This is a genomic window from Salinispora sp. H7-4, assembly GCF_013416675.1.
In the GTDB taxonomy this organism is placed as follows: Bacteria; Actinomycetota; Actinomycetes; order Mycobacteriales; family Micromonosporaceae; genus Micromonospora; species Micromonospora vitiensis.
Map to the genome: position 1 here is coordinate 1 of NZ_JABZED010000019.1, position 18,895 is coordinate 18,895.

Below are 18,895 nucleotides of genomic sequence, written 5' to 3' on the forward strand. Positions count from 1 at the left end.
CGCTGTGGCTCTCGGCCACCGCAAGGTCTGATGTTGTGTCCACAACACACAGACGATCATGCGGTGGCCGTCCTCGTTCCCGCGGGACCCGAGGTCACCTCACGAACGGCGACTGCCGTATTAGAGCACCGACCGACCCGACCGTCGTCACCCCGCGCGGCCACTAGTTGTTGAGGTCTACTCTGCGCATGTCAGGAGTTGCCCATGTTCCCCTGATCCCGCCCGAGTGAATCGCCCAGGGAACATCGAGTCCATCAAATTTCGGCACAGTCTCGAGGGAGGGTTGAAGACTGCTTGGCAGTTTGAAAGCCTGCGTAGGCTGTCCCGGTGCCGCTGGCTCGGCGACACTGCTGTGTCTCGCGCGATATCTGGGGGGGGCGATGACGACGGCGTGGATGGTCCGCGCAGGACGAGAGGGCGAGCGCGAGGCGGATGCCCTCGAGCAGTCCCTGGTCATTGCCGGTTGGCCGGAGGTGGGCGACCTCAGCGAGGTGGCGACGCGCAGGGAACTGCACGCGGTTGTTCGAGCGGCATACCCGAACCGCTCGCGAACAGTGGTGGCGAACTGGACCGGGCAGCTGTGGCGTCTCATCCAGGTCATGGCGGTCGACGATTTCGTAGTGCTGCCCCTGAAGACCGTGCCGGACCACGTGGCCATCGGTCGGATCGCTGGCGGATACCGATACCGCCGGGATGCCGCAGCGGATCGGCGCCACGTGCGTCCGGTCGTCTGGGTTCAACGAGCACTGCCGCGACCGGCCATCGGGCAAGATCTGCTATACAGTCTGGGGTCACTGCTGACCATCTGTCAGCTTCGACGTAACGGAGCCGCGAGACGGATCGCTGCACTCGCCGAGACCGGCGCCGACCCCGGTCCCACCGTTGAGGAGATGTCCAGCAACGAGTGGGTGACCCCGGATGGCTTCATCGCCCGTGCTGTCGCAGCTGAGGACGGCCTGGAACTGACCATCCGGGAGCTTCTGCGACAGTGGAACGCCGGGCGACGGACCAGCTCCGCTGTAGCTGTCATCCAACGTGACCTCAACGAGAACGGTCTCACCACGGTTCCGCCCTTTACGGAGGGCTGGATCGACAGCAGTATCCGTGTCTTCAAGTCTGGTGCCGAGACTGACGACTCCACAGACGAGACCGCAGTCGAAGAGTTGATCGACGATGAGGATGGTGCTCGAGTCGAGTCTGATGAGCCTGTCGATGACGAGCTTGTCCCGGATAAGCCGTTCGCGCTGCGGTTCGGCAACCTGCTGCGGACGGACACCGCAGTGGTATCGGTGCGACCCACGGATTCGACTGCGTTGGCTAGAACACTGATGCTGCGCTACAACTACTCGCAGCTCGCGGTGATCGACGATGACGGCACCTTCAAAGGGGCCATCAGCTGGGAGTCGATCGCAAAGGCGCAGATGGCACATCCGGCGGTGCCGACAGTCGATCAGGCGAAGCAGTCTGTGCCAGATGCCGCCCACGATGAGCTGGTATTGCCACGAATCGATGAAATATCTGGTCGTGGCTTCATCTTCATCCGGTCGAGAGACGGGAAGGCGATCGCTGGGATCATCACAGCTGCCGACCTGACCAACCGATTTGGCGAAATCGCCAGACCATTCACCATGATCGAGGAATGTGAGCGCCGGCTGCACCGTAGGGTGAAGTCCAAGATCGCCGCGGACATCATCGAGGCCGCCACGAACAAGAGACACAAGGACGCTGACAGCTTGACCTTCGGAGCCTACGTCCACGTCCTCAAGGACGAGAAGGAATTCCGGCTCCTCGACTGGCCGCTCGACCACGCCCAGTTCGTTCAGCAGGTCAAGGACGTTGCCGAGATCCGCAACAAGATGATGCACTTCTCGCCAGACCCCGTTCCGAACGAGTGGGGGGCGATCGACGGTCTACTCGCCATGTTGCACGCCGTCGACCCTCTTCCCTGATCCGGCAGCGGTGGAGCCCACCAGTAGTGCCAGCTCGCGGTCGGGGTGACGTTCGTGGCCGTACAGAGGGCTGCAGGGCGTCGTGGCAGCCGCAGCGAGAGTCCACCGTCGCGGTCGGCCCTTCCAACACCGTCCGCGTCGCGGCCGGCATCCGCTTGACCAGAGCGTGCACATTGTCCGGGCCGAGGAGGACACCCGCCACTGAGGTTCCCCCAGTATCTCGGAAACTTTGATGTTCCCCGGGTTTGATGGGGACCTTGCCCCCCGACTACCCCTGAAAACACAATGCGGTCCTGACCTCCGAAGTGGTCAGGACCGCATGTGTCAGTCCTCCATCGCCGCAACGAGCCGCCGGAGGCCGGCGTGTTCCCGGCGGCTTTCGTGGGTGATCCACTCTTTGCCTTCGGCGGCGATGCCTTCCAGTACATGCACAGTGCGATCGAGGCCCGAGGCGTCGAGGGAGACCTGGGAGGCGATGCGGTCGTCATCGCCGAGCTCCGGCATGCCTGGCCACTCACCGGTGATCGTCAGCTCGTCCCGGGGATTGTTCGTCAGAGTCAGGGAGAGCTTCTTCTCGCCGTTGCGGGCATCGACGACGTGCGCCGCGACGACCGAGTTGTATTGGTAGGTGAGGCGCTGCTGGTCGCCGAATCCCGCGGTCCCGAAGTCGAGGGTGACCGTGACCTGCCGGACGCCGTCCTTGGTGAGCAGGAAGAGGAGAAGTTTGTATCGCGAGTAGCGCCAAGGTCCTTTGCTGACTCGGGCCCGTTTGCACCCGGGCACGGGCGCCTCGATGAAGGCGTGCGCTATCACGTCCTGCGCGGCTACGCGGTAGTGCCGCAGTGCGTCCTGGAGGAGGATCTTGCGATCGCAGTCGAGCCAGTGCGCCATTTCTGCGTCGGTGGGCCTCGATTCCAATTTGCGCACCCACCTGTCGTACGCCGCCTGCCGGTCCTCATAGTCGTGCCGGAGCCGGAGCAGGTCGTCTCGGTAGCGGTGGCGCTCGAGAAGGATCGCATACCAGCCCTGAATGGCGAGTCGAGCCCCGGCCACGACACCGGCCATCGCGATCGCCGTCGTGAACGGTGCTTCGACGAGGGCCTGCCACAGGAGCAGCGGCCCGGCCGCCACCAGGGCGAACACGGCCGCGCCGAAGGCGGCCCGCGTCGGGGATGGCACTCGGGAGTTCTCCGGATCCGCCGTGAGCTCACCGCTGAGCCACAGCCGCTTGACGTCGCTGGCGAGGAATCTCACCAGCCAGGCGACCCGCTTGGCGTCGACACCTTTCTCCCGGTACAGCTCGACCAGCTCATTGCGGAGGGACTGCCGGATGCCCGCCGTCTCCGCCAGCCACGTCTCCCGGCCCATGTCCTGCGGTAGGTAACGTCCAAAGTAGCGGCCGAACAGGGAGTCCATCGCTGAGGCGAACCGGTCGAACTGTGCGGGAACACGCTGAGGTATGAAGGTGAGACGTTGGCGGGCGATCCGGCGGCGATGCTGAGCCAGTCTGATCGTGAATCCTGTCCGGACCGCCACGACAGCGGCTCCAAGAACCACCATCAGGTAGCCGGCCGAGCGAAGCGACGAGTACGCCCAAGCGTGGTTGACCACCAATAGGCCCGTGGCGAGGAGCAGTGCCGGACCGCCGAAGGCGCGCAGGAAGTCCGCCGCGTCGGTGCGGATCGGGGGTGGCGAAACCTGCCGAGGAGGTATCGGCTTGGTCTGAAAGAACTTCCAGACGCGCTGCGTCCGGTCGTTGGCCGTCCTGTCCCGCCGGGCGGCCGCGAATGTCTTCTGCCAGGTCCAGTCCTGGTGCGGGCCGGCCAGGAAGACCTCGAGGTGGTTGAGGATGCTCTCCTGTAGGGACGGGTCGAGTGATTCGAACTCCTTGACTACCGCGCCGATCGCGGCCGGGTCGGGAGTCTCCGCCGTGGTCTGCGGCAGCGAGTCCAGCAGCGAGCCGACGACATTGATGCCCCGGGCCCAGGGATCTTCGGAGTGTTGCGTCGCCCAGCGGCGCACATGTGCCAACTGCGCGAGTTCCTGGTCCGTCAGGCTCTGCACGGTACGGCCACTCAGCAGTGCCAGTGCCAGGTAGAAATTGACGCGGGAGTTCTTGTAGCCCCGGGCGACCGCTTTCCTGATTAGCTCCCTCGCCTCGGAGGGTGCGCTGATCTCCAGGTAGCGGAGGCCGACTTCGAACTGCCGCTCGGGTGGGTCGTCCCCGCTGACGTGGTATCCGACTTCGATGTGGACCTCCTGGGCCTGGAAACCCACCCAGGCATCGCCGTCCGCGACGTTGGTAAACGATCTCTCCTGCGGTCCGGCACTCATGACAGATTCCGTAAAGCCGCGATGAGCCCTGTGACCCGCGTGGCGAGGTCCGTCCAGTCCAGCAGCAGGCCGCGCAGCTTCCGCAGAGCGGTTGTCGCACGACCGCGTGCCTCGTCGTCGGCCGGAGGCACCTCGGCGGCGGCGGCGTCCATTTCCTGCTCCGCGGCGCGGTACGTGACCGTGTCCACGTCACCCGCATCATGGCATTTCCGGAGCGAGGCACGTAAGTCTGCGAGCTGGTCGTGGAATGTCTCCCGGCCCGGACCGCTCGGCGCGCCGTGGACGGTCGCGTGGTGAACGGTATGTGCCTGAAATCCGACGCGAGCGTTACCCTTGGCGACGTTTCTGACAGAGCCCGACACCGATTCATCACCTGCTTCTTTTCGGGGACGGCGAGGGGAGGAGCCATACTGCGCCCCGAGCTCCTGGGCGAGCGCGAGGGCGAAGGCCGCGGCGTTGGCGGCGGCACGCGGCTGCCAGTTCTCGCCGTCAGTGTGGATCTTGGTCCCGTCGGCGTGGTCGCTGATGCCGCGGACGACGACGGCCGGCAAAGAGCGGTTCAGGTGGGCGGCCTGGGCGACCCCGGCCGACTCCATCTCCACCGCCAACGCGTCGTTGTAGTGGTCACGAATGCGCTTAGCCTCGGGCGAGGACGTCGAGTCGAGGACGGCCTCTCCAGCGGCGATCGGGCCGAACCGCACCTGGGGCACTCCTCCGGCGAGGCCCCGCGCCCAGCCCCGTTCCCGCTCAAGATGCCGGGCGAGCTGATCACAGACATGGGGGATCTCCCACACCCGAGGTCGGCTGCGGAACGCGTCGCTTTCGCTGGTGCCGCCGTGATAGGCGTACACGTGGGTGGCCACGACGACGTCGCCAAGGCCGACGGAGGGCCAGAGCGCCCCGGCTACGCCGACGAAGATGACCGCTTCCGGATCGAACTCGGTCATGGCGCGTTCGGCGATGACGGCGGAGGGGTGGTTGCCCTTGCCGACAAGGCCGAGGATGATTTCACTGGAGCCTCCGGTCACGGTGCCACGCTCGAAGCGCGTGCCCATCGGATGTACGTGCGGTTCGACTTTCGTGAGACGTTCGCGGACTGCGTGGTACTCGAGGTCCAGTGCGGTGAGCACGACCACAGGTCTGGTCATCTCTCGTCTCCTCCGACTGCGACGGCCGAAGCCGTGCGGATCATGGGTGGGTAGAGGTTCCGGCACGGACCGGCGCGGTAGACGCGGGCCGGGCGGCCGGTGCCCGCGGCGCGGGGTGGACCGGCGGGGACCACGAAGCCCTTCGTGCCCTGGACCTTGCGGTAGAAGTTGCGGGGATCAAGCGGCGTGCCCCAGACAGCCTCGTATACCTGCTGCAGCTCTGTGAGGGTGAAGACCTCGGGGCAGAAAGCGGTGGCGAGCCCCGTGTGCTCCAACTTGGAACGGGCACGCTCGACCCCGTCGATGACGATGCGTAGGTGGTCGAAGGCAAGCGGTACCCGCGCGGCGAGTACATCGTCGGCCGGCGTCCACTCGGCAGCTGCGGCGTCGGTTCCGGCGATGGGCTCGGGAAGGCGCGGCACGACGGCGAGGTGAGCGACGGAGACTACGCGTCCACGAGGGTCACGGTCGGGGTCGCCGTACGTACCGAGCTGCTCCAGGTGCGGGATGTCGGTGAGTCCCGCCTCCTCCCGTAGCTCCCGGCGAGCGGCGCTGAGGATGTCCTCGTGCTCATCGGCGAGGAACCCACCAGGCAGCGCCGCTCGCCCAGCGAATGGCTCGACGCCGCGCCGCACGAGAAGCAGGTGCAGACGGCCACCGCGCAGGGTGAGGATCACGAGATCGACGGTGAGCAGGATCCGGGGTGGTTTCCAAGTGTCGTCGGGCACGGCTCGACCATAGCTTTTTGTCGATTTGACAAGAAATGGTTCCAAGCTGTCGCGTTGCCGACACTTGAAGTAGCGTCCAGATTGCCAAGAGTGAGTCCGGCGGTGATGTGGTCTCACGGGGTGGTAGCGCGCAAGCGCCGGTGGCGCTCTGGCCTCGGGCGCCCTTCGACGAGCCGGAGGAGGCCCGCGATGGAGTCAGGTGGCGTGACCAGCGCCCGCAGGGAGAGTCGCAGCCGTCATCACTTCGGTACGGAGCGTCGACGAGTACGCCCTTTGAGGCATCAGCTCCGAGTAGCGGCGGTGGGACGAAGTTCCGTGAGAAGCTTCTCGACACGGGCACGGATTTCGTCGCGGATCTGACGGACGGCGTCGACGTCCCTTGCCGGCGGGGACTTCGAGCTTCCAGTCTTCGTAGCCCGTGCCGGGGACGACGGGGCAGGCGTCGCCGCAGCCCACGGTGGCGATGACGTTGGAGGACTCGACGGTCTCGTACTCGAGGATTGCGGGTCTGGTCGGTGACGTCGATGCCGACCTCGCGCGTGGCCTCGACGGCGGCCGCATCGGCATGCGGGCCGTGGGGGAGAGCAGGGCTTGGTACTCCAGCCGTAGCTGCGCAGCGGCTGGACCCATGTGGGCCAGCAATGCGTTTCTGGAAAAGGTGTCTAATCAGTCTCCGAATGACTCCTTGCTGACTGCCCCGATCGGGGAGGTGTGTCAGGCTGTGCGGGTCTCGGCCCACCCGGATCGGTACCGTAAGCAGGTGGGCGATGCGGAGATCATCATTAAAGCCATCTGGCCGTCACCGGTGTCGGCGTATGGGGTGGTGTCGGATGGCAGGCCCACGTACTCGGCCATTGAGGATGACTCGGACCAGTTTTCGCAGGTGGTGAGGTCGGGTGCGGCGTTTGGGGTTCACGCCGAAGGCGATGGCGACGCTGAACTTCAACACGATTCTGTTGACCTCGGCGGAGGGGGACCGGATCCTCGGTACGGTTTCGGATGGCCGTTTGATGTCGTACCAGATTAATGGGGCGGGGAGCTGGTGGCCGCGGCCGCCTCAATCCCAGCACATCTCAGCGAACCCCTGAGGAGACCCATGCCTTCGAAAACTGGAATACGTCGCTTCCTTCCGGCGGCATTGGCCGCCCTGGCCCTCGCCGTCAACGGTGCTGTGGTGGTCGAGACAGCGCGTCCGGCCGAGGCTCGGGCCGACGGTGTGCGGCCTTCCTTCCAGCTTCCATTCCCGTGCGGCGAATCATGGGAGCTCTCCACTTATCGCAGTCATGACGACTACGACGTCGACATGTTCGCGAGTAATGGCACCACGGCCGGCCGACCTATTCTCGCGGCTGCCGCCGGTACCGTCTCGTATGCTGGTTGGGACGGTGGCGGTGGCTGGCACGTCCAGCTCAACCACGGCGAGGGCTGGGAGTCGCTCTACCTGCACATGGAGTCGCCCCCGGTGGTCTCCACCGGACAATCGGTCCAGCAAGGGCAACTGCTCGGCAAAGTGGGCAGCACCGGCAACTCAAGCGCCCCTCATCTGCATCACGAGCAGTTGCGCGAAGGTGCCAAGGTGGAGACCTACTTCAACGGCATCCGCTCGGAGATTACGACGGACGGTTTTCCCCTCGGGGAGCCGCTGTCGCCACCGGTCAATGCCGTGAGTTCTAATTGTGGCGATATTTCCATCTACGGAATCCTGCCGGACGGTAGGCTGACCTATTCGTTGGTCGAGTCGGTTTCGGGTCGGTTGTTGAGAGCTATGACGTCGGGTGTGGCGTTGGGGTTCACGCCGAAGGCGATGGCGACGCTGAACTTCAACACGATTCTGTTGACCTCGACGGAGGGGGACCTCTATCGGGTTGATGTGATCACGAACAATGAGTCGTTGGTGTTCAACCCGCCGGTGAAGATTCTTAGTGGCGGATGGACGTACACTCATCTTTCCTATGACGGTGCCGAGGGTCTGTATGGACTCACGTCGGCGGGGGTGTTGCGACGCCACGAGGTGACCGCGATGAAGCCGGCTGGCAGTGAGATCGTCAATTGGGTGACGGTCGACAGTGGTTTCACTCTCGAGACGCTGGCCACGACTGGGCCGGACTGGATCCTCGGTACGGTTTCGGACGGCCGTTTGATGTCGTACCAGATTAATGGAGTGGGGAGCTGGGAGTCCGGCGAGCTCACGTCGAGTACCTGGCAGAACATGACTCACCTGCTGTCTCCCGGCGCCGGTACGTTCTTCGGCCGTACCAGCGATGGCGCCCTGCACCGATACGGCGACCGGGACCCTTACGACAACAACGGCAGCGACCTGTACGGGCAGGGCAGGGTGACCGATTCCGGCTGGACCGAGGTCCTGCTCTCCGCCCAACCCTTCGGCTTCTGGTACTCCAGCCGTAGATCGTGATGGTTATGGATGTGTTGGTGCTGGTAGTGGCTGGCTTTGGCGCGGTGTGGGTGGCCGCGTCGCCAGGTTGACCAGGTGTTCGGGCAGGCGACGCGGCGGGCTGGTTCGATGACGTGGGCGACGGGTAGGCACCGGATTCGTTGCAGGTCAACGCGATCAGACCGTCCGGTGCTGGGATGCGGGCCTGCTCGGCGGCGGTGACAGCGAGCAGGGCATGTGCGAGCATCGCAAAGACCGTCGCGCGTCGCCAGGACAGCCAGCGGTGGTGCTGGTGTTCATCGCGGCCGGCCAGGCCCTTTCCGGCCTGAACGATTTCTCCATGCTCCACCTGCGGCCGGCACCGCCACGCAGAGATCGCGATCTACGGCTGGAGTGCTGGGCGGCTCATACTTCAACCGCCCCTCAACGCACAGGTCGGGAGAGCGCATTGGTCGTACCGGTCGGGTAGCTTCGCCGGATGGTTGATCGAGCGGTCCGACCCGGCGACGTCGCCGTGATGCGGCTATCAGACGGTGGATTTGGGGCATGCCAGGTCATCGGTGTCGAAGCCCGTGTGACCTCGGCCTACGCGTGCCCTGGCGGGCCTGAAGCAACTGGAGAGCATCCGGATCGTCTGGCGCAAGCCCCCAGGACGCTTGGTCGACGCCGCTGCTCTGGCCAGTTTGACCCATCTTGCTGTCATTGAGCTTGTCGATGGCTACGGTCTGGACGCGGACACCCTGCCAGACCTGGCCTCGTTGACGCAGCTGAGCATCAGCGGTCTACTCCGATCGATTTCGCCCGCCTTGAAAGCCCGGTACCGCGGCTCCCGGGTGCGCCTGGTCATCGAAGGAGCGAAGCCCGATACGTGGCGGGCCGCCAACCTGAACAACCCGTTCCGGGACTGGGTCGACGACGAGGCCCGAGGCGGAGCTGCCGCCTGTAAGGCATACGCCAGCGCGGTCCGCACCATTGACAAGCTCCCGCAGGACCACGCGGGCCGGGCCGACGAAGCTGAAGTGGCCTTGCGCAAGCTGGCCGACCAGTGGTTCGACGAGTGGCGTGACTTCTAGGAGACCCTGTCTGACAGTGCCGTCAACCCGGCCACGCCTCCGGCGATACCCGTCCGTGCCCGGTCGCCGCCTGGCTGATCCCGGTCTTGGCCGACGGCGTTTGAGGGCCATCCTCCTAGGACGCTTTACGCATTGTGTCAAGCAGAACGATCACCGCGCAGGGCGTGGTTGCCGGACCGTGAGTCCTCTCGTTGCTGCCCGTACTCTCTGCCAGCATGGAAACGAACGCCGTGTGGTGGAGTTTGGAGGCGTTGAACGCTGAGGTGCCGGACCACCATCACGATTCGACGGTGGAGAACCTCGATGGGATCTTTGACGCCAGCGACGAGTTGCGCTGCTTCCGCAAGGAGCACATCCCCGTTGCCGAGATCGAGAAACGGCAGCTCCACGATGACCCCGATGACGCTGAAGGGATCGCCAAGATTGAAAGCCTCCGACGTGCGATCCAGGCTGGGGTTCGGCTGCCGGCGATCGTTGTGGTTCATGTACCCGGCGGGCCTCGACTCGAGCAGTTCAGTGACCCTCGATATGTAGGCGCTTACCGCCTACTCGAAGGTCATCACCGCTACAACGCCGCTTACCAGGAGCAGACGCGGACGATCTTCGCGTGGGTCGCTCACATCGGCTGCTGCGGTGGACCCGGCGCTGACCTTGTGGCAGCGGAATCTGGCGGGTAGGCGTGGTTCCATCTGAGCATGGGACTCCTCACCCTCGCGCAGGCTGGACCGGGGTGTAGCCGGCGGGAGATGTCGAGCTTCGGAGGCAGTGTGTCGTCCATCGCGACCAGCTTGGCGCCATCGGTCGACGCGACGACCGCCGCGATCTGTCTGCCCGTGGCGACCCACCGCCAAGACACCGCCGCCCTGTTCAGACAACGCCTCAACATCTTCTGGGCCTGCATCCGTGACAAGACTCCCTACCAGTTCGGAGGGTGGTCGGCTCAGCGGAGGCCGCCCGGCCCTACCAGGCCCGTTTCGTAGGCGACGATGACCAGTTGCGCCCGATCGCGAACCGCCAGCTTGGTCAACAACCGCCCCACGTGCGTCTTAACGGTGGCCAGGCTGAGACCGAGGTGCCCGGCCAACTCCGCGTTGGACAGGCCACGGCCGATCAGCGTGAGCACTTCCCGTTCCCGCTCGGTCACCCCCTCCAGCCGTCGCGGCAGTGGCCGGGCCGGCTCAGGCCGACGCGCGAACTCGTCGATCAGCCGGCGGGTCACCGTTGGCGCGAGCAGCCCCTCGCCGGCGGCCACCACCCGGATGCCGGCCAGCAGGTCCGCCGGCGGGGTGTCCTTGAGCAGGAACCCGCTGGCTCCGGCGCGCAGTGCCCCGTAGACGTACTCGTCCAGGTCGAACGTGGTCAGGATGACAACCCGGGTGCCGGACGTGGCAGGGTCGCCACAGATCCGTCGGGTCGCCTCGATGCCGTCCATCTCGGGCATCCGTACGTCCATCAGCACCACGTCCGGCCGGTGCTCGGCGGTCAGCGCCACAGCCTCCATGCCGGTGCCCGCCTCACCGACCGTGGTGAAGTCCGGGTTCGAATTGACTAACAGCTGGAAACTGCCACGCAGCAGCGCCTGGTCGTCGGCGATCAGTACCCGGATCACGCGGCCACCCGGCAGGGCAGGCTGGCCGTGACCGCGTAGCCGCCGCCGGAGCGTGGCCCGGCGCGGAACTCGCCCCCGTGCAACGTCACCCGTTCCCGCATGCCGACCAACCCGTGTCCCTCCCCGCCGATCAGGACCGAACGGCGGCCGTCGTCGGTCACCTCGACCCTGACCTCGTGCGGTGTGACGGTCACCGTTGCCCTGCAGGAGGCCGGTGCCGCGTGCTTCACCACGTTGGTCACCGCCTCCTGCACGATCCGGTACACCGCCAGGCCCACCGACTCCGGCACCGCTCTGGCCGGTTTCTCCCGCCGTACGTCGAGCCGTACGTCAACACCGCCGATCGCCGCCTGCCGGGCGAGCGCGGGCAGCTCGTCCAACCCGGGCGTCGGGGCGTACGGGGTGTCCTCGCGCAGTGCGCCGAGCACCCGGCGTACGTCGGTCAGCGCGTTGCGGCCGGTCTCCTCGATCACCCGCAGGGCGGCCCCCGCCTCGCGGGGCTCGGCCTCGGCGACGTGGTTGGCGACGGCCGCCTTCACCACGATGAGGCTCAGTGTGTGCGCGACCACGTCGTGCAGGTCCCGCGCCACCCGTAACCGTTCCTCGGCGGCGGCCTGGCGTACCAGGTGCTCGCTCTGACGGGCGGCGAGGGCGCGTCGCTCGCGGACCAGCCAGCCAATCGTCCAGGCGGGCGCGACCATGACGGTGGCGTAGACGACCGCGCCGGTCCGCGACCAGAGGTCGCTCTCGGTCAGCACCAGGGCGACGCTCACCAGAGCGAGACAACCGGCGGCGCAGAGCGTCGATCGACGCGTGCCCGCCAACAGGGCCACCGTGTAGCAGGACAGACCGATGGCGATCGCAGGCGCGGCGACGGCATAGTTGGGAACCACGCCGGTGATCAGGGCGACGGTGGCGACGGAGCTGATCACGACGGCGACGGTGATCGGCCACCGCCGCCGGACGGCCAACGGCAGCCCGAGGGCCATCCCGACGAGCACCGACACCCAGAGCGGCTCGTGTACGCCACCGCGCAGCGGTGATTCCAGCGCCGCGTACGGGCCGAGCAGCCCGCCGACCGCCACGGCGAGCACGGCGTCCACGGTGGCCAGTTCCGCCGGGCGCAGCCGCCGGGTCAGCAGGAGGGTGGTCACCCGTCGAAGGGTATCGGCGGGCTGGTCCGGCCGCGTCCACCTGCGGGTGGTCATCCTCGGGTACGACGTCCAGGCTCGTCCCGGGCCCGGGCTCCGTCCGGGGGAGGGCCGGAAAGTGACCGCGCCGGTACGACGCGCGGCACCTGCCGGAGCCGGCACCCTGGCGGTCATGACCACACAGACGGTGACCCTGACAGGGCTGCGCGCGGTGTACGGCACCGGAGCCCGACGGGTGACAGCGCTCGACGGCGTGACGACCAGCTTCGCGAGCGGCACGTTCACGGCGGTGATGGGCCCGTCGGGCTCGGGGAAGTCCACCCTGATGCACTGCGCGGCCGGGCTGGACAGGCCAGTCGAGGGGACCGTCACGATCGACGGCAGACGCCTCGACGACCTGGGTGAGGACGAGCTGACCCGGCTGCGCCGCGACCGGATCGGCTTCGTGTTCCAGGCGTTCAACCTGGTGTCCACGCTGACCGCGGCACAGAACGTCGAATTGCCGTTGCGCCTGGCCGGGCGCCGCCCCCCGGGCCGGGACGTCACCGCCGCACTCGACGCCGTGGGACTGGCCGACCGGGCCGGGCACCGGCTGAGCGAACTGTCCGGCGGCGAACAGCAACGCGTCGCCGTGGCCCGAGCGCTGATCACACGTCCCGCGGTCGTCTTCGCCGACGAACCGACCGGGGCACTGGACAGCGCGGCGTCCCGGCAGATCCTCCGGCTGCTCCGTGCACTCGTCGACGACCACCGGCAGACCGTCGTGATGGTGACCCACGATCCCACCGCCGCCGGGTACGCCGATCGGGTCCTCCTGCTCGCCGACGGCCGCGTCGTGGACGAGCTGACCGGCGGGATCACCGCCGCGGCCGTCGCCGCGCGGATCGCCGAGCGGGAGACGGTCCCGGCGGGGAGCGCCGTGGAGCCGTCGTGCTGAGCATCCGGCGGTCGGCCGGCGCGTTCGTGGCCGTCGCCATCGGCGTCACCCTGGTCGCGGCGGCGACCCTGCTGCTCGCCTCCGGCCGTCCACAGGTGCCCGACCGACTGGCGCAGGCGGCAGTCGTGGTGCAAAGCCCCCAGGCCGGTACGCCGGCCGACTCGTTCGCGCCCACCCGGCCCTGGTCCGCCGCCAGGACGGCGGAACTCACCGGCAGGCTGGCCGAGGTGCCGGGCGTTGCGGCGGCAGTGCCGGACCGGACCTTCTACGCCCAGACGCTCGTTGACGGGCGGCCCCCGGCCACCGATGGGCAGCGGGAGGACGCCCACCAGGGGCACGGCTGGTCCAGCACCCGGCTGGGCGGGCTCCGCCTCACGGCCGGCGAGCCGCCCCGGCAGGCCGGCGAGGTGGTCGTCGACCGCGCGCTCGGGCTGCGTCCCGGCGGGCCGATCACCCTGCTCACGGCGGCGGGCCCGGAGCCGTACACCGTCACCGGTTTGGTCGATGCACCCGGCGTATACGTCGCGGACGAGGTTGCCGCCGCGCTCGCGCCCGGCGTCCTGGCCATCGGTTTGCTGGTCGCGCCGGGCACCGATCCCGGGGAGGTCGCCGAGGCGGCCCGCGGTGTCGTCGGCGGCGACGGACGGGCGCTGACCGGCGACGGACGCAGCGCTCTGGAGCCTCGGGGTGACGCCCGTACCCGCTGGATCGGCATGCAGGTGCTCACCGCCACGGCGGCCCTTGCCGGCTTCGTCACGGTCTTCGTGGTCGCCTCCACCTTCGCGTTCACCGTCGCGCAGCGTCGCCGTGAGCTGGGACTGCTGCGCGCCGTCGGCGCCACGCCCCGTCAGATCCGCCGCATGGTCCACGCCGAGGCGTTCGTCGTCGGCGCCGCCGCCGGGCTCACCGGCCTCGTGGCCGGCGCGACGCTCGCCCCGGTGTTGGGTCGGCTGCTGGTCGACGTCGGCTTCGAGCCGGCGACCTTCCAGGTCCGGTATGAACCCTGGCCGGTCGCGGTCTCGTTGGCCGCCGGCCCGGTGGTCGCGCTGCTGGCCGTCTGGTCGGCGTCGCGCCGAGCGGCACGGGTACGCCCGCTGGAGGCGCTGCGTGAGGCGGCGGTGGAACAGCGACCGATCGGGCGGCTACGGGTCGCCACCGGGGCGCTCCTCGTCGCGGCGGGGGTCGCCCTCAGCCTCGGCACCGCGACGTCCGACGAGGCCCGCGACGCCGCCACGTACGCCCTCTACGCGGTGATGGCCCTGGTGGCCGGTGCCACCGTGCTGGCCCCGGCGGTCGTCGGCCCGGTGGTGCGGATGCTGCGGTCGCCGGTGCGTCGACCGGGTGGCGCGATCGGGATGCTGGTCCGGGCCGGGGCGTTGACCGCGACCCGGCGGACCGCTTCGATCGCCGCCCCGGTGCTGCTCACGGTCGCGTTCGCGGTGCTGGTCGCCGGAATGGTGCGCACCACCACGGCTGCCTACGCGGCGGACCGGGCCGGCAATGTGAACGCCGGATGGGTCGTCGTGCCCGATCGCGCACCAGGCCTGTCGGACCACGCCGTAGCGGCGACCGGGGGCACCGCCCTCCTACCGACGACGGTCTTCGAGAACAACCCGAGCACGCCGCCGGAGAACCGGCCACTGACCGCGCTCGGCGTTGACCCGGCGGGCTTCGCCGCCGCGAACCGGGCGCTCGCCGTCGTTGCCGGCTCGCTGAACGACCTCAGCGGCGACGACACGGTGGTCCTTTCCGCTTCGGCGAACCGGCGACCGACCGAGCCGTACGCGTTGGTCTTCGCTGATGGTGAGGTGGTGTCGTTGCGGGTCGTCGCGGTCGTCACCGACGACTCGATCCCCGGTGACCTGCTACTGCCCCGGTCGGTGGTGCGGGCGCACGACTCCTCGGCGCTCACCTCCGCGGTGTACGTCCAGGACCGGGTCGACCCTCCGGTCGGAGCGCGGATCGTCGACGTATCCAAATGGGCAGCCGAGGTGGACCGCGCCGAGGATCGCCTCGTCTGGCTCTTCACACTGCTGCTGATCGGTGTCTCGGCCGGCTACGGGGCTGTCGCGGTGGCGAACACGCTGCTGATGGCCGCCGCCGGCCGGGTGGCCGATTTGCGGCTGATCCGGCTGGCCGGCGCGACCCGGAGACAGGTCATCTGGCTGGTAACGGCCGAGTCCGCCCTGGTGGTGCTGATCGGCGCGCTGCTCGGAGGGGCGATCGCGTTCGGCGGTCTGTTGAGCGTCCGTGCCGGCCTCGCCGAACAGGCCGGCGTACCGGTCGACCTGGTGGTGCCGTGGTCGATGGTCGGCGCGGTGGTGGGGCTCTGCCTGCTCCTGGCGGTGCTGGCGAGCGCACTGCCGGCCTGGCGGTCACTGCGTCACCGTGGCTGAGCTTCCGTGCCGCGGTTCTGAGGAGCGCAGCCGGCAGCCCCAGCCTACGAGGACCGAGGACCGAGGACCGAGGACCGAGGACCGAGGACCGAGGACCGTGGACCGTGGACCGTGGGACGAGTCGATCTCTGGCAGGATCGCGGCGATGGAGCCGGTCCCTGCCGTGCGGGCCCAGTCCATCGCGGGGCGTCAGCCTCTGCTCTCGGCGTTGTTGATCGTCGTGGCGGCGCCGATATCTCTCCTGAGCTACTTCCAGGCGGCTGCGACCAGGGTCGGGAGGACCTGTGCGGCGGTGCCGCGCAGGTTGATGGCGGCGATCTGGTCCAGTGGGGTCGGCTGGGGGTTGACCTGGATCACGGTGGCGCCTGAGCTTGCCGCGATCCGGGGGATCTCGGCGGCCGGGTACACGACGCCGGAGGTGCCGACCGTCAGCAGCACGTCGCAGGCGGTGACGGCTTCGGCCGCTGCGGTCAACGCGGTCTCGGGCAGTGCCTCACCGAACCACACCACGCCTGGGCGGACGAGCGCCCGGCAGGAGGCGCATCGGGGCGGCGAGATGCGGCGGCCTTCGTGCGGTTCTGCGGCCTCGCCGTCGGGTGGGTCTGGGAAGGTTGCCGGGTGAGCCGGCGCCCCCACGCAGCGGGGTGTGAAGAGGCTGCCGTGTAGGTGGATCGCGGCCTGGGTTCCGGCGCGTTCGTGCAGGTCGTCGACGTTCTGCGTGATGACGGTAGTGTCGGCGGTTTGGGATTCGATGGTGGTGATAGCCAGATGCCCTGAATTGGGCTCGGCGCGGCGCACCCGGGCGCGTCGCCACTCGTACCAGCCCCAGACCAGGTCCGGATCGGCGTGGAACGCCTCCGCGGTGGCGAGCTGCTGGGCGTCGAAACGCGCCCACAGGCCGGTGAGGTCGTCGCGGAACGTGGGCACATCGCTCTCTGCGGAGATGCCGGCGCCAGTGAAGATGACGACCCGGCGGGCGTCGCTGAGGAGTTGGGCGGCTCGGTGCGGCAGAACACCTTCCATGCGAGGAGATCCTGCCACCTCCTACCAGCGCACCGGGGAAGGGTTCCGCTAGCTCGCCGTCGTGGTCGATGCCTACTCCTGGCGAGATGGCCGATCACCTGTCCATCCGGCCGGTCAGGAGGCGACGTCGGCGGTGCGCGGGGCGCCGGTGGTAGGTGCGCGCACGCCACCGTCCTCGGCGCGCAGCACCCGGCGCAGCACCTTGCCGGTGGGATTGCGCGGGAGGTCATCGACGAATCGGTACCCCACCGGCACCTTGTAGTCCGCGATCTGGCCGCGGAGGAACAGCAGCAACTGGCGTGGCGACACCTGCGCGCCGGGGGCCAGCACGACGGCCGCGTGAACCACCTCGCCCCAGCGCGGGTGCGGTACGCCGTAGACGGCCACGTCGGCGACGTCGGGGTGGGTCCGGATCACGTTCTCGACCTCGACCGGGTAGATGTTCTGCCCGGCCACGATGATCGTGTCGTTGATCCGGTCCCGCAGATACAGGTAGCCGTCGTCGTCGAGGTAGCCACTGTCGCCCATGCGCAGCCAGCCGTCGACCTTCATCGCGGCGGTCTCGTCCGGCCGGTTGGCGTACTCGATGAACTCGGCCGGGGTGCGTACGCAGATCCGGCCTGGCTGCCCGGGCGGCAGCTCGACGCCGGCCTCGTCGAGGATACGTAGATCGTTGCCGGGACAGATCCGCCCCGCCGAGCCGAGCTTGGGGTGACCGGGGGTGTGTTCGTCGGCGCGCAGGCAGGTGACAAAGCTGCCTGTTTCGGCGGCCGCGTACGCCTGCACCAGGTCGCAGTCGAACTCGCGCATGCAGCGTTCCTGTAGCTCCGGGGAGATCGGCGAACCGCCGTAGACGATCTTGCGCAGGGACCGGAACCGATGCGGGCCGGCGTCCGGCTCCGACAGCACTATCTGCAGCATGGCGGGCGCGGCCCACAGGATGGTCACGGCATGACGTTCGATCAGGGCGCCTGCCTCGCCGGCCACGAACGACTGCATCACGATGCTGGTCGCGCCGACGTTCAGGCTGTGCATGAACCACGCGTAGCCGCCGGCGTGCAGGCCAGGAAAGGCGCTGAGACTGCGGTCCTCCGGCCGCCAGTCGATCCAGTCCACGTCGGCGCGTCGCATGTTGTCGATGAACGTGAAGAATGTTCGGTGAGCCAGTATGACGCCCTTGGGTAGTCCGGTGGTGCCGCTGGTGTACATCTGCGCCACGGGGTCGTCGGTGCCCACTGGTATATCCAGGTCGTGCGGCGGGCAGCCAGCGAACCACCGCAGAAACCTGCCGTAGCGGTCTCCCGTCGCGTCCATGTCGACCAGGTGTCGCAGCGCGGCCAGGTCCGCCCGCAGCGGCTCGATTACCGACCCGAACTCGTTCTGGACGAAGAGGATCTCCGCAGTGGAGTCGCGCAGCACGTGGTTTATCTCCACCGTGGTCAGTCGCGGGTTGACCGGCACCAGCACCGCGCCGATCTTCGCGCACGCGATGGCAATCGTGTAGAAGTGGTGCGACTCGCGGCCGAGATAGGCGACGCGGGAGCCTCGGCCGAGCCCGTCACGCAGCAGAGCATGCCCGACCCGGTTGCTCTCCGCGTGCAACTCCGCGTAGCTGACCCGGATGTCCTCGAAGAGGATCGCGTCCACGTCCGGCTGGCGTCGGGCGTGCTCCGCGATGCGCGCGGCGATGGTGTGCTCGTGGGAGATCATGCCGCCTCGGCGCCCATCTCGTGCAGAACGTTGTCCCAGAGCACCCGGGTCATCGCCCGTGGTAGCGCGGTCGGCGGCGAAGCGGATTGCGGGAACATGTCGGGCAGCACGTCGGTCGTAAGGTAGTCGACCACCTGGGCGACCGTGCAACTGTTGAATAGCACGGAACTGTGCAGATTCTGACCGAGCAGGTCGGAGAGGCGATGTTGCACCTCGCCGATGAGAACCGACGACATGCCGAGTGCGAACAGGCTCTCGTACAACAGCACGGGCTCGTCGTCCGGAATGGAAAGTACCGCCCGGAACTGTTCTGTCACCATGGATTCCAGCTCGGCGCGGCGCTCGGAAACCGGCAGGTGCCTCAGTCGTTCGACGGCTGGAGCGCGTGTGGTGGTCATTCATTTCCTCCCCATCATGAACGACAACGAACTGCGCAGCGGTCCTC

Annotated in this window: 14 protein-coding genes; 6 read left to right on the forward strand and 8 right to left on the reverse strand. The window is 67.9% G+C overall.

The annotated features are described in order from the left end of the window. Positions 1-380 precede the first annotated feature (380 nt). Positions 381-1,949, forward strand: coding sequence for a CBS domain-containing protein (locus tag H0524_RS12575; protein WP_255435921.1), 1,569 nt, complete (start codon positions 381-383; stop codon positions 1,947-1,949). Positions 1,950-2,273: 324 nt separating this feature from the next. On the opposite strand, the gene H0524_RS12580 is transcribed toward H0524_RS12575, so the two are convergent. Genes H0524_RS12580 through H0524_RS12590 form a run of 3 tightly spaced genes read right to left on the reverse strand, consistent with a single transcriptional unit; the run spans position 2,274 to position 6,159 of the window. Next, a complete protein-coding gene (locus tag H0524_RS12580) occupies positions 2,274-4,283 on the reverse strand; it encodes a hypothetical protein (protein ID WP_180198819.1) in 2,010 nt (669 codons plus the stop codon). After that, on the reverse strand, positions 4,280-5,431 hold the full coding sequence (locus H0524_RS12585) for a 5'-methylthioadenosine/S-adenosylhomocysteine nucleosidase (protein ID WP_180198820.1): 1,152 nt from the start codon (positions 5,429-5,431) through the stop codon (positions 4,280-4,282). The genes H0524_RS12580 and H0524_RS12585 overlap by 4 nt, the downstream gene beginning before the upstream one ends. Further along, positions 5,428-6,159: an NUDIX domain-containing protein gene (locus tag H0524_RS12590; protein ID WP_180198821.1), complete on the reverse strand. Its 732-nt coding sequence runs from the start codon at positions 6,157-6,159 to the stop codon at positions 5,428-5,430. The genes H0524_RS12585 and H0524_RS12590 overlap by 4 nt, the downstream gene beginning before the upstream one ends. Before the next feature lie 1,138 nt (positions 6,160-7,297). Between H0524_RS12590 and H0524_RS12595 the strand changes: the two genes are divergently transcribed. The 3 genes from H0524_RS12595 (at position 7,298) to H0524_RS12605 (ending at position 10,301) form a co-directional block, all read left to right on the forward strand. Then, the gene (locus tag H0524_RS12595) at positions 7,298-8,572 is read left to right on the forward strand and encodes a M23 family metallopeptidase (protein WP_180198822.1); all 1,275 of its coding nucleotides are present in this window, start codon (positions 7,298-7,300) and stop codon (positions 8,570-8,572) included. A gap of 662 nt (positions 8,573-9,234) precedes the next feature. Continuing rightward, positions 9,235-9,624, forward strand: a complete 390-nt coding sequence (locus H0524_RS12600) for a hypothetical protein (protein WP_180198823.1) — start codon at positions 9,235-9,237, stop codon at positions 9,622-9,624. Between the two features lie 215 nt (positions 9,625-9,839). Continuing rightward, entirely contained in the window at positions 9,840-10,301 is a 462-nt protein-coding gene (locus H0524_RS12605) for a hypothetical protein (RefSeq protein WP_180198824.1), read from the forward strand. Between the two features lie 263 nt (positions 10,302-10,564). Here H0524_RS12605 and H0524_RS12610 read toward each other — a convergent pair whose 3' ends face one another. Together H0524_RS12610 and H0524_RS12615 are read right to left on the reverse strand one after the other, a co-directional pair. Further along, the gene (locus tag H0524_RS12610; RefSeq protein ID WP_180198825.1) at positions 10,565-11,233 is read right to left on the reverse strand and encodes a response regulator transcription factor; all 669 of its coding nucleotides are present in this window, start codon (positions 11,231-11,233) and stop codon (positions 10,565-10,567) included. Then, positions 11,230-12,387 carry a sensor histidine kinase gene (locus tag H0524_RS12615; protein WP_309225090.1) on the reverse strand — a complete coding sequence of 386 codons (1,158 nt, stop codon included), beginning with the start codon at positions 12,385-12,387 and terminating at the stop codon, positions 11,230-11,232. The genes H0524_RS12610 and H0524_RS12615 overlap by 4 nt, the downstream gene beginning before the upstream one ends. A gap of 169 nt (positions 12,388-12,556) precedes the next feature. Here H0524_RS12615 and H0524_RS12620 point away from each other — a divergent pair, with 169 nt between their 5' ends. Together H0524_RS12620 and H0524_RS12625 are read left to right on the forward strand one after the other, a co-directional pair. After that, complete coding sequence (locus tag H0524_RS12620; RefSeq protein ID WP_180198827.1) at positions 12,557-13,321, forward strand: ABC transporter ATP-binding protein; 765 nt, start codon at positions 12,557-12,559, stop codon at positions 13,319-13,321. Then, positions 13,315-15,717: an ABC transporter permease gene (locus H0524_RS12625; RefSeq protein ID WP_180198828.1), complete on the forward strand. Its 2,403-nt coding sequence runs from the start codon at positions 13,315-13,317 to the stop codon at positions 15,715-15,717. Before H0524_RS12620 ends, H0524_RS12625 begins: the two co-directional genes overlap by 7 nt. 246 nt (positions 15,718-15,963) lie before the next feature. Here H0524_RS12625 and H0524_RS12630 read toward each other — a convergent pair whose 3' ends face one another. The 3 genes from H0524_RS12630 to H0524_RS12640 form a co-directional block, all read right to left on the reverse strand. Then, positions 15,964-16,740 (reverse strand): NAD-dependent deacylase, encoded by a 777-nt coding sequence (locus H0524_RS12630; protein ID WP_180198829.1) that lies wholly within the window; start codon positions 16,738-16,740, stop codon positions 15,964-15,966. 114 nt (positions 16,741-16,854) lie between these two features. After that, positions 16,855-18,450: a long-chain-fatty-acid--CoA ligase gene (locus H0524_RS12635; RefSeq protein WP_180198830.1), complete on the reverse strand. Its 1,596-nt coding sequence runs from the start codon at positions 18,448-18,450 to the stop codon at positions 16,855-16,857. Continuing rightward, on the reverse strand, positions 18,447-18,848 hold the full coding sequence (locus H0524_RS12640; RefSeq protein ID WP_180198831.1) for an acyl carrier protein: 402 nt from the start codon (positions 18,846-18,848) through the stop codon (positions 18,447-18,449). Before H0524_RS12640 ends, H0524_RS12635 begins: the two co-directional genes overlap by 4 nt. Positions 18,849-18,895 lie beyond the last annotated feature (47 nt).